The 10,128-nt window shown below is 43.7% G+C and carries 13 protein-coding genes; 5 read left to right on the top strand and 8 right to left on the bottom strand.

The features are described 5' to 3' along the window. Positions 1-279: 279 nt before the first annotated feature. The 3 genes from JWQ54_RS19755 to JWQ54_RS19745 form a co-directional block, all read right to left on the bottom strand. A complete protein-coding gene (locus JWQ54_RS19755; RefSeq protein ID WP_299588382.1) occupies positions 280-882 on the bottom strand; it encodes an alpha-ketoglutarate-dependent dioxygenase AlkB in 603 nt (200 codons plus the stop codon). A 106-nt stretch (positions 883-988) separates the two neighbouring features. After that, positions 989-1,702, bottom strand: coding sequence for a 2OG-Fe(II) oxygenase (locus tag JWQ54_RS19750; RefSeq protein WP_299588380.1), 714 nt, complete (start codon positions 1,700-1,702; stop codon positions 989-991). Between the two features lie 120 nt (positions 1,703-1,822). Further along, positions 1,823-2,668 carry a methylated-DNA--[protein]-cysteine S-methyltransferase gene (locus JWQ54_RS19745; RefSeq protein ID WP_299588378.1) on the bottom strand — a complete coding sequence of 282 codons (846 nt, stop codon included), beginning with the start codon at positions 2,666-2,668 and terminating at the stop codon, positions 1,823-1,825. A gap of 521 nt (positions 2,669-3,189) precedes the next feature. On the opposite strand from JWQ54_RS19745, the gene JWQ54_RS19740 reads away from it, so the two are divergent. Beyond that, positions 3,190-3,420 carry a hypothetical protein gene (locus JWQ54_RS19740; RefSeq protein ID WP_299588376.1) on the top strand — a complete coding sequence of 77 codons (231 nt, stop codon included), beginning with the start codon at positions 3,190-3,192 and terminating at the stop codon, positions 3,418-3,420. Positions 3,421-3,508: 88 nt separating this feature from the next. Here JWQ54_RS19740 and JWQ54_RS19735 read toward each other — a convergent pair whose 3' ends face one another. The 3 genes from JWQ54_RS19735 to JWQ54_RS19725 all read right to left on the bottom strand — a co-directional run bounded on the left by JWQ54_RS19735 (position 3,509) and on the right by JWQ54_RS19725 (position 4,781). Then, complete coding sequence (locus JWQ54_RS19735; RefSeq protein WP_299588373.1) at positions 3,509-3,709, bottom strand: hypothetical protein; 201 nt, start codon at positions 3,707-3,709, stop codon at positions 3,509-3,511. Next, entirely contained in the window at positions 3,697-4,080 is a 384-nt protein-coding gene (locus tag JWQ54_RS19730) for a hypothetical protein (protein WP_299588370.1), read from the bottom strand. Before JWQ54_RS19730 ends, JWQ54_RS19735 begins: the two co-directional genes overlap by 13 nt. A 122-nt stretch (positions 4,081-4,202) precedes the next feature. Then, on the bottom strand, positions 4,203-4,781 hold the full coding sequence (locus JWQ54_RS19725; protein WP_299588369.1) for a UPF0758 domain-containing protein: 579 nt from the start codon (positions 4,779-4,781) through the stop codon (positions 4,203-4,205). A 123-nt stretch (positions 4,782-4,904) separates the two neighbouring features. On the opposite strand from JWQ54_RS19725, the gene JWQ54_RS19720 reads away from it, so the two are divergent. Together JWQ54_RS19720 and JWQ54_RS19715 are read left to right on the top strand one after the other, a co-directional pair. Next, positions 4,905-5,336, top strand: a complete 432-nt coding sequence (locus JWQ54_RS19720; protein WP_299588366.1) for a hypothetical protein — start codon at positions 4,905-4,907, stop codon at positions 5,334-5,336. After that, the gene (locus JWQ54_RS19715; protein ID WP_299588364.1) at positions 5,287-5,577 is read left to right on the top strand and encodes a hypothetical protein; all 291 of its coding nucleotides are present in this window, start codon (positions 5,287-5,289) and stop codon (positions 5,575-5,577) included. Before JWQ54_RS19720 ends, JWQ54_RS19715 begins: the two co-directional genes overlap by 50 nt. A 731-nt stretch (positions 5,578-6,308) precedes the next feature. Here the strand turns inward: JWQ54_RS19715 and JWQ54_RS19710 are convergent. Further along, positions 6,309-7,502 carry an IS110 family transposase gene (locus JWQ54_RS19710; RefSeq protein ID WP_299588362.1) on the bottom strand — a complete coding sequence of 398 codons (1,194 nt, stop codon included), beginning with the start codon at positions 7,500-7,502 and terminating at the stop codon, positions 6,309-6,311. A 357-nt stretch (positions 7,503-7,859) separates the two neighbouring features. Here JWQ54_RS19710 and JWQ54_RS19705 point away from each other — a divergent pair, with 357 nt between their 5' ends. Both JWQ54_RS19705 and JWQ54_RS19700 read left to right on the top strand, forming a co-directional pair. Beyond that, on the top strand, positions 7,860-8,345 hold the full coding sequence (locus JWQ54_RS19705) for an Lrp/AsnC family transcriptional regulator (RefSeq protein WP_299588360.1): 486 nt from the start codon (positions 7,860-7,862) through the stop codon (positions 8,343-8,345). Positions 8,346-8,425: 80 nt separating this feature from the next. Beyond that, positions 8,426-8,734 carry a hypothetical protein gene (locus JWQ54_RS19700; RefSeq protein ID WP_299588358.1) on the top strand — a complete coding sequence of 103 codons (309 nt, stop codon included), beginning with the start codon at positions 8,426-8,428 and terminating at the stop codon, positions 8,732-8,734. Positions 8,735-9,051: 317 nt separating this feature from the next. On the opposite strand, the gene JWQ54_RS19695 is transcribed toward JWQ54_RS19700, so the two are convergent. Continuing rightward, on the bottom strand, positions 9,052-10,128 hold a 1,077-nt coding region (locus tag JWQ54_RS19695), incomplete at its 5' end, for a hypothetical protein (protein ID WP_299588356.1).

Here is a 10,128-nt window from a genome sequence, read left to right as displayed (position 1 = left end):
GCTGATCTTTTCGACTAAAAATCAATTATACAAATTCAATGTAATCGAAGTAATTGGATTAGGCTTAACTTAAATAAATCAACAACTCATAGTCGTGCAACAGCCACTTCAGCCAACGGATAATGGGCGATCAAAATAGGGCTTTAGCCAAATTCTTCGAGGTTTCAATAATCTAAGCAAATGGTTAACGATTGAGTTATAACTATTGGCGACAATTCGAATTGCGCCGTGTTAGGTGATGGGAATTACTGTAATTAAACCCAAAATTAATCCTGTTTATTAAGCGATCATTGTGCGGAAAGTAAGATTGATACGCAGCCGGTTTACTCTTTTTGCTTTTGGTAAACTGTGCAGCCAGTTGGTTTGGGTAGCATCCTTCATAACCAGCAGACTGCCGTTTTCGAGTATAGTTGAAACCGTCCGTTTAGTGGTTTTGTGCTTTAAGCTGAATTTCCTTTCGGCGCCAAAACTAAGCGATGCAATGGTGGTGTTTTTTCCGAGGGATGACTCATCATCACTGTGCCATGCCATGCCCTCATTGCCATTATGATATAAATTTAACAGGCAAGAGTTAAAAGTAACGCCGGTTATCTCTTCAACAAGTTGTTTCAGGGCAACCAGTTCAGGTGTCCACGCCAGGGCTTTTTTGGTAGTGCCTGAGTAGGTGTAAAAATATTCACCATCGCCGTACCAGGCGGCTTTACGTTTGGTTATAATGTGCTTTCCAAAAATAACAGCCTCATCATTTTTCCATGCTATAGTTTCCATTAAAATAGCACAATAGTTCAACGCCGGGTCCAGCTTTAAAATTTTGCCATAATAATTTACAGTGCCGTCATAGGGTAGCAAGTTCTCAATATCGTTATTGTTAAACAGATCCATTTTTTCATTTTTTAAAATTCAGCGGTGCGATTGCCACCCAGCATTATCTCCTTATGTCTGATCAGCTTTTTTAGATCCTGGTCGCTTAGATCCGAATGTTTTATCATTAACTTAAGGCATCATGAAAAATAATGCCAAGCGTATAACGCTCACCGCTATGCAGCGCGCTTACTCCGTGTTTCATATTTACCCGGTAATAGCCTTTTGTGCCTTTTACAGGGCGGAAATTGGTAGTAAAAAGTAGCACATCGCCTTTGCGTGGTTTTAAAACTATTGCTTTTGATTGTGCTCTTGGGATCTGTTCTGTAAGCACAAACTCGCCGCCGGTATAATCCTCATCCGGCTCATTCAAAAACATAACCAGCTGCATTGGGAAGTAAATGTCGCCATACAAGTCCTGGTGCAGGGTGTTGAAGCCACCCGGGCCATATTTTAAAATTAGGGCGGTTGGCTTATCTTGCTTATTATCATGGCAAAGCTGCTGCAGCCCGGCAAACGTATCCGGGAATGTAGTCGGAATGTTCAGCACTCTCATCCAGTTATTTGCAATGGGTGCAAGTTTGGGATATACCCGCTGCCTTAATTCTTGTATGATTAGCGGCAACGGATATGAGAAATATTTATACTCACCCAAGCCAAAGCGGTACCTTTCCATTACCACGGTTTTACGATAGCTGCCTGCTTCTCCATAATTTTGAATAAGCGCATTGCATTCATCCGAAGAGATTAGGCCGGGTATAACGGCATAGCCATTGGAATTCATGGCTTCAGTAACTGATGGCCAGTTTATAGCTTCGATCCTTTTATTTATGTTGTTCATTTGTTTTTTTTATAGCCTCACCTAAATACTCTCCAAAAGAGATGACTTTAGCTTCGCGCTTGTATAATTTATTTGATTTTTAGCCCCTCTCATTTGGAGAGGGGTTGGGGTGAGGCGAATTCAATTAAGTGTTTCTGCCTGTGCCGCCTCCCAGCCAATCATTGCCGTTTTACGGTTGCTGCCCCAATGGTATTGCCCGAATTGGCCGCTTGATTGGATCACCCTGTGGCAGGGAATCAAAAATGCAACCGGGTTATCACCCACTGCACTGCCTACCGCTCTTGAAGCTGTTGGCTGTTGAAGCTGATTGGCAATGTTGCCATAGGTAGATAGTTTACCCACGGGGATCTTTAGCAGCGTTTCCCAAACCTTTATCTGGAAATCAGTACCCTTTAGGTGCAGCTTAATTTCGTCAAGCTTGCTCCAGTCGTGTTTGAAAATATACAGCGCATTTTGCTGGATCAGGTCAACCATAGGTTTGTAAGTTGCATTCGGGAAAGCTTTTTTCAAGGCTATCAATCCTTCGGCTTCGCTGCCTGCAAAAGCTATATGGCAGATCCCTTTTTCGGTTGATGCAACCATAATGTTCCCGAACGGGCTTTCGGCATAACTGTAATTTATGGATAAATTTTCGCCGCCATTTTTATATTCGCCGGGTGTCATTCCCTCTATATTAACAAACAGATCGTGCAGGCGGCTGGTGCCTGACAGGCCGGTATCAAAAGCTGTATCAAATAATGTAGCCTGGCTTGACAGCATTTTTTTAGCATGATCAAGACTGATGTATTGTAGAAACTTTTTGGGACTTACTCCGGCCCAGTCAGTAAAAATACGTTGAAAATGGAAAGGGCTTAAATGAACCTTTTCGGCAATTTCATCAAGTGTTGGCTGGTTTTTAAAGTTGTCTCTTATATAGCCTATTGCATCTTCAATGCGGCTATAATTTGTTATTTCCTGGTCTTTCATTTTGTTTTTCCTTATTTGTACATAACAAAAGTACAGCGCTGCCAAACGCAATCCGACCCGAAAGTTGCGGAGTTTGCCCGATTTAATTTATAAATATAACGTACTAAATATTCAATAATAATATTAAAAGGAATGACCAGGGCCCTGAGGCCATGGATCGGTTTAAAAAGCAAAAAGCTGACGAAGTGGAAATTCGTAAGCCTTTTTTATGAATACTTTATTAAAATGTTTATTCAATCGTCCATTAGTTTCTACTAAAACTGATCTCCATCACCTAATGCTAATTCAATGCTTATTGGCTTTATACATTGATTTTTTGCTTGTTGTAAAGTACCTCCAATTCACATTCAGAACCCGAAGGTAGGAAGGACAATTTACACCCGGCGATCCCCGCTATATTTTAATGAGGATCATTTGAGACATCCAAACTAAATTAGCCCCATTATTAACTTTTAAAATTTTGATGTATGGCAAAAGATGTGTTGGGAACGGTCTACGAAACGCTGTTATGTAGCCCAGGGATGAATGAAGCCGTAAAAGTTGATCTGAAGATCAGCCGGAAAACAATATTAATGCTGGGCAGTGTACTGGAGCACGGCCTCAGCAGCCAGGGCACTGACGGACTGCCCGGGCTGATCGATGTGATCCCGAAAGACATCGTGGAGGAACTCAGGACGATTGCCGGCGAGTGCCTGCAAAAAGCAAGCCTGACAGAGTTAAGCGAAAAGCTCAGGGGCCTTGCAGGTAAGTGAGGCAAACAAGCAAAAAAAGGACCGGGTAATACCGGTCCGCTTTAGAAAAATCAGTTAACCGGCCCGACCGTTTTTTTAATTTGCCGGCTCATGCCGGTAATAAATCGCTGAAAATAAGGTCTGGCCTTATCTTTAATAAAAGCCGTGCAGTTAAAATAAAGTCAGCTGCACCTTGCCGATTTCCAAATCGAGCAATTGCTTTCAGGGTTTTGACCAGCACGTCCTGCTGGTAATTTGTGGCAGCGCTGTTACCGGTCTTACTGCTCATGTCGGTTTTTATTTCAGCCAAAGCTGCGGGTAAACCCGCTTCCCGGCCCGGGTATTTTTTGCAAATACACACAGCGGGCCGCTGCTTCCGGCGGTACCATAGTTGCAGCTTAACGCATAAGCCCAGACAAGATTGAGCCCCCGGCCCAAACGGATACTGCTTTGTTCCAACTTGATTTCTTTATAGTCCAGGAATTTCGGTGCGGCAAACCAGCCATACTGATTAGAAGCGACCGCTGTAAACCCAAATTCCAATGCCCTCCGGTGCTCATTGACATTTCTCAGGATCTGGCGAAAGCCATCGCCGAAACCAGCAAACCAGGCCAGCCGCTCCGCATCGCCCGTTTCAATAACTTTAATAATTTCTGCCAGAATTTCCCGCTCATAGCGCATCAGGTGGTTTCCGGCCCGGTAAGTACTGATGTCGTCTTTGGACCGAAGGGTTAATGCAAACTTTCCATATGCTAAAACTTAAGTTTTTATTACCCGGCAGCGCGCGGGGCAGCCTCGGAGAACTACTGCGCCGCAGAAAAAGTACGCCGCCCCAGTTCCAAGGCAGCCAGTAAGGTAGCCGCCTTGGCTGCGCCAATACCGGGGAACCGGCAGAAATCATCCGCCGTCCGGCTCAGCAGCCGCGCCGGTTCGTTCTTCACCGATTTCATGATCCGCCTGCAAAGATCAAGCACCGATAATTCGGACGAACCCGTACACAACAGGATCGCGAGCAATTCAGCATTGCTCAACGTACCCGCACCCAGTGTATGCAGCTTTTCCCGCGGCCGGTCATATTCCGAGATCGCCTTCATACCCTTCGGGTCTTTTACCAGTTCCATTTTAACATCCGGCGGCGAAAGCTCACCATGCGCCAACTGTCCCAGGATCATCGATAAGGCTTCCACGAAAAATGCCAGGTCTTCTTCCCAGACCTGCACCGTGTTCCGTTGAAATTTATCTTCATCATATTGTTCGCTGGAGGTAATGAGCAGGAAATGCGTATCGTTCTTCGCTTTTTTCACATCAATAAAATAATGCTTCTTCCCGTGACTGAATGTTTCACTGGCCAGGCTGGGATAGTTGGTCTTTACAGCTTCCATAAATTTTTAACATTGATAACAGGACAAAGCTCCGGTTAACAGCAATCAATTTTAATTTTTTACTGTTGTATAAACGATTATATCCGTTTCAATCAAATTGATTATTCACTGAACCACTGGACGATGGCCGAAACCAACCTGGAAAAACCGATCAAGACCTGCCTCGAATGCGGCGAACCGCTTGGCGCCGGGCGTGGCGACCGGAAATTCTGTAATGATGTCTGCCGCACGGCCTATAACAACCGCAGGCGTAAAGAGCCCGCACCGGATGATGAAACCAGTTATTTCGATAGGGTGGAAATGCCCGCCATCAAAAAAGTCTACGGTGTCCTCCTGGATAACTGGAGCATCCTATACAATATCGGCCAGCACGATGGTACCCTGCTGACCCTCCGCGATCTGCTCGGTCATGGTTTCAACCTCAAATATTTCACCAGTGAACTCAAGGGTGACGATGGTAAGCTTTATAAATTTTGCTTTGATTTCGGCTACCACATCACCGCAGATGAGCAGGTCCATATCATTTACCGGAGGGAAGAAATATTCATCGTGTAAATTAAACGCAACTGCCCGTGATTTGGCGGTGCGCGTAGAAAAAGGCTGCCCCGGCGAAGCGCGGGCGGGCCTTTTTTTGCCTGTGCGGCGGCCCGCCAAATCACGGGCTGTTGCCATCTGCCGGCAAGCGGGTGAACCGCAGGGACGTGCGCGAAGCGCGTGGAATGGAGGTGAACCGACTGGCCGGCAGGTGAGCCGGGCAGCTGGAAAACCAGGGCACTGGATTAAGCCTTGGGTTTGACAGGTTGGTAAAGGGCACCGTATGCCTGCCACGAAAAGTATTACGGTGTTGACAGCTGCCGGTGCTGCTGCAATTTACGGATCGCGGGCTCCCGTTGGCGCCATTTAATGACGGCAAAACGGGGAAAAAAAGTGAAAAAAAGCCGCATGATCAGCTTGTTTGGAACGGTATTATTTACCCTACAAGTTAATAGAACAGCAAGGTTCAATTTCATGAATAGGTCGCAAACCTTCCTCACTATTTTAATCACTTGCTGTTCTATGCCATCAATACGAGGTATATCAGCGCAATATTAATTACGACAAAACGGGGAAAAGAAGGCGAAACAAAGTAGGTTGATCAGCATGTTTGGAGCGGCATTATCCACAGTACAAGTTAATAAAACAGCAAGGTTCAATTTTTGCTTTAGGTCGCAAACCTTCACCATCTTTTTAATCACTTGCTGTTTTATTACATCAATGCGAGGTATCTTAGCGCAATAAAAGCGTAAAGATAGCTACGATAAGCGCCATTAAGGCCAGTTGTTTTGTATTCATTTTTATCTTCCCGGTGTAAAACAAACAGCAAGCAATCGCTTTATGTACTAAGTCTTCAAACTTCAATTTGCGAATGATCCACTTGCTGTTATTTCTTTTAAGTTATTTTTTTGATGTAAGCCTGGTCTTCCTTGATTTGGACAAGTAACATCACGCAAAATAAGTTAATCGCTGATCGTACTTAGTTACCACTATTTAATCACAACGCTCCAAACAGGGAACGAAATGAGATCCGCCTGCATTTGTATCATTTTGATTTTGATAATTTTTACGGTACACCCGGTTTTGATTTACGCAGGCAAAAATCCGCAATATCAATTTATTTTTGATCGCGTTAATAACCGCCATTTTGGGTTTGCCATTGTCCTTGGTTCTTCTTGCATAATACGACGTAAACTCTTCATGGCGGATAATAGCCGCGATCGCACACATATGCAACAGCGTTTTGATTTTTTTATTGGCCATTTGTGAAACCCTGTGTCGGTGCCTGCCTGTCCCGGATTCTTTTTTAAACGGTGCGACACCCGCATAACAGGCAAATTTTTTAGGGTTGTTAATACTGTTGAACTCGTTTGTCGCAAGTATTATTTGTATGGCAGTTATCATGCCGACGCCGGGCACCGAGGTGATCAATTGATTGAGCCGTTTCAAACGGTCGTCATCCCTGATTAACTTTTCGATCGCTTTGTTAACACCTGATAAGTCTGACTTAATCGCTTTTATGCTACCCGCAGACATCTCAACGGCTTGCGTTTGAATGTCTTTTTTAGCAAATCTCTTTTGTTCGCCCAATGGCGTACTTAAAGCGTTGAAGGCGGTTAGCAGCCGCGCCCTCAGCGTCGACAGGTTTTTTAAGTGCTGCAGCACAGGTCGCCGGGCAACCCATAGTTTTAAATCTTCACCATTTTTTTGGGCGTAATCAGCAATCCTGATCGCATCCGATTTATCAGTTTTTTCTCTAACCAGACCGAAGGACCTGCTGATATGATAGGGGTTTTCCATCGCTATGTTTGCCTGTAAGCGATCTAAGATCGTTAACAGGTGATTGCAGTAGATCCCGGTGGCTTCCATACAAAATAACGCCTTTTTGATACTGAAACTTTTTATCCCTTTCAGCTCATTGACAAATTCTAAAATAGCATCCGGCTCATTTGCTGCTACCTGATGAAACAAGAGGTCTTTCCGGCAAAACACAGCGTAATCAAGCTTGTCTTTGGACACATCTATTCCGATAAAATAGGTGAACTTTTTTCTTCTTGCGGGCAGCCGTTCCTTTAGTTCACGCTTTTCAAGTCCTTCGACCGGCCATCCGTTTTGGCTTATTTGGTTAACATCCTGGTCCGGGTACGGTTGCCCCTTCTCCGCTGTAATGCTGGTGTTATTTACCATGTGTTTTAAATATGACCTTTAAATGTTCCGTCTTTGTGCCTTTCGATGTGGCAAATGTTGGGATTTATCAGAACACTGCCAGCCATAAATCATACTTTAGAAAAAAAAACCGTTGGCGGCATTACCTGTTGTTTTAAAAACCGTTTTACCGGATATTTATATAGCGTTTTAGTTCTTTTCGCTACTGCTAATGGCATTTTTTTTGGATTTTACGTTCATAAATCATGGTTATTTTTGTGACAAATGGTATTTTGAGCGATTCTCCCTACTTTCGTCCGGTAATTAAATAGATGACCACAAATTTTACAACCGGACGGTAAGCCACTACATCAAAATCGATAGCGAAATCATTTTCCTATGATCAACAACAAACTAGACCAAACCGATTATCGCATCCTTGACCTGTTGCAGCAAGATGCATGGATTTCCCATAAAGCAATTGCGCACGCGGTTAACAAATCTGCGACCGCAGTTAATGTCCGTATCAGGAAACTAAATGAGGAAGGGTTTATTAAATGCTATAAAGCAATTATAGACAAAAAAAAGATCGGGCGAAACCTGACCGGTTTCGTTAAAGTGAATCTTGAAAAACACACAGAAGTCAGCCTTAGCTCCTTTATGACCGAAGTAATTAAATTAGAGGAAGTGATGGAATGCTATCACATTACAGGCGATTTTGATTTTCTGCTCCGGATATCCATTAACGATATGGAGGAGTATCGTAATGTACTGATGAAAAAAATATCCAATCTGCCTGGGATAGCAAATTTTACCAGCCATTTTGTTATCGCGGAAGTGAAACATGAAACAGGGTTTAAATTTAAGGGTATTGGGGGAGGGTAAGCTGACTACAGGCAACGGGGGCGGCCTACTGCATGCTGGCGATGTCTCCGCTGGCAGCAGCATTTTGCGTGTTATTGCGAATGGATTTAAGAATTCCGGGGCGGACAGTGTTTATGGCGACCTTGACTTTGCAGATAAAAGAGGGCGGCATTCGAAAATGGCAGGCAGGCGCCTTTAGCCTGATGAGCTTTAATTTTGGCCGGATGCCGCCCCATCCGGCATACTGCAGGCAATGGTTGTTTGAGGCAGTTGGCCTCTATAGTCCCGGATATGGCACGGCAGCTGACTACGACCTTATGCTGCGTTTTTTATTGGAGCAGCTTTGTTTCTTAAAAATTTGCCGGCAGGAGGGTCGTATTACACAGCGCACTTATGGCCGCTGCCATTGAAGAACAGTTTTGCTTTTTTGTCGCCTATCTGGGTTCTGGTTTATAGTATATAGATAGGGCATCAATTATTTGCCGGCAATAATGCCGGGCAATCCTGGATGCGCGGCATTCATAACTTTCCGCTGTGGTTGTTAATTGTTTCGAAGCCGTTCTTAATATTTACCATTGCTGCTGTTTCTTATGTCTTTGAACGATGGTTTCCTGCAGTCAAGACAAACTTGGCTATAAGAGGGTCTATAACGATCAGTTCGGCTCAGGTGCAATTGTTAAAGTGATAACATCTTGTAATTCAACATCTCTAATGTTTACAACAACCACTACCTCTTCATATTAGCAGAATACAATACATAATTATCGCTCAACATCGATAAGTTAAACCCGGCATATCCCGGAAACGATTTTAGGATCATTTTCTCTTTAGGCCCGTTATAGCTTTCGGGCAATATTATATAAAGCGGCCCTGCAAAACCCTCATACCGGTAGTCATCCATATCTATTTTCAAATCATCACTTACAGGTGATAAGTTTATAACCCGGTTATGCAGGATCTCCTGTCCGATATCGTTAGCGATAAATACAAAAATAGCATTCTTGTTTTCCCTGTCGAGTTTCATAACTGCATTCAATGCCGGCTGATCAATGTTGATCTGTGAGATACCCGAAACACCTTTTGCGCCTACATTTTTATTGATCCAGTATCCCTTTATTAAATAACTGAAACTAAAAAAAGCCATGCACAGGCATGCAACAGTAAAGAGCAATTGACAGATCCGTTTTAACCCGCTCACCAAATAGATCATCCCCGGAACTATTAACAGGCCAATTATCCGGAAGTGCCTGGCTTCATAGGAGATGTTAAGTTGCTTTAGATAAGCAATTCCAAAAAACAGCAATGCACCCAAGTAGAAGACAATTATAAACAGCTTATAATTATTATTGGGGGAATTACGAATCAGGTTAAAAATCAATAACAAGCTCAATATTGCCAAAACAATGATGATTGTTACTGACACTCCATAACTAAACATAGGCCTGCCAAAATTATAAAGCAAGCCATGGAAGAGATCATCCATTGAAAACCCGGAAAGGATTGGTGCAGCAAGCGGGAAGCTAAAAGTTTCAGCTGTTAGCCTAAACCCTTTGGAAACCGAGGCGGGGCTCTGACCTTTGGACAGGAAAAATATATAAATACTTACCAGCGACAGCACTGCAGGTATCCCAATCCACAATCCTCTTTTTATCCATTCAACAATACCTGCGCGGCCTTGTGATAAACGCACCCACAAGCAGCAAAGCCCCGCAGCATAGATCCAGATAAAAGATGATTTAAAGAAAAAGCCCAGCCATCCGGATAAAAGAACAAACAGCAACAATTTCCAACCGGTTCTTTGCAG

The sequence above is a fragment of the Mucilaginibacter sp. genome, from assembly GCF_028288225.1.
GTDB lineage: Bacteria > Bacteroidota > Bacteroidia > Sphingobacteriales > Sphingobacteriaceae > Mucilaginibacter.
Note: the sequence above shows the minus strand (reverse complement) of the source record. Positions and strands in the feature narration are given on the sequence as shown.

What these genes read in the sequence shown, in the direction of transcription:
- JWQ54_RS19755 (WP_299588382.1), bottom strand. Translation starts at nt 882, where the DNA reads ATGGATCTGTTTAACAATAACGATATTGAGAACTTGCTACCCTATGAC.
- JWQ54_RS19750 (WP_299588380.1), bottom strand. Translation starts at nt 1,702, where the DNA reads ATGAACAACATAAATAAAAGGATCGAAGCTATAAACTGGCCATCAGTT.
- JWQ54_RS19745 (WP_299588378.1), bottom strand. Translation starts at nt 2,668, where the DNA reads ATGAAAGACCAGGAAATAACAAATTATAGCCGCATTGAAGATGCAATA.
- JWQ54_RS19740 (WP_299588376.1), top strand. Translation starts at nt 3,190, where the DNA reads ATGAATGAAGCCGTAAAAGTTGATCTGAAGATCAGCCGGAAAACAATA.
- JWQ54_RS19730 (WP_299588370.1), bottom strand. Translation starts at nt 4,080, where the DNA reads ATGCGCTATGAGCGGGAAATTCTGGCAGAAATTATTAAAGTTATTGAA.
- JWQ54_RS19725 (WP_299588369.1), bottom strand. Translation starts at nt 4,781, where the DNA reads ATGGAAGCTGTAAAGACCAACTATCCCAGCCTGGCCAGTGAAACATTC.
- JWQ54_RS19720 (WP_299588366.1), top strand. Translation starts at nt 4,905, where the DNA reads ATGGCCGAAACCAACCTGGAAAAACCGATCAAGACCTGCCTCGAATGC.
- JWQ54_RS19715 (WP_299588364.1), top strand. Translation starts at nt 5,287, where the DNA reads ATGAGCAGGTCCATATCATTTACCGGAGGGAAGAAATATTCATCGTGT.
- JWQ54_RS19710 (WP_299588362.1), bottom strand. Translation starts at nt 7,502, where the DNA reads ATGGTAAATAACACCAGCATTACAGCGGAGAAGGGGCAACCGTACCCG.
- JWQ54_RS19705 (WP_299588360.1), top strand. Translation starts at nt 7,860, where the DNA reads ATGATCAACAACAAACTAGACCAAACCGATTATCGCATCCTTGACCTG.
- JWQ54_RS19700 (WP_299588358.1), top strand. Translation starts at nt 8,426, where the DNA reads ATGGATTTAAGAATTCCGGGGCGGACAGTGTTTATGGCGACCTTGACT.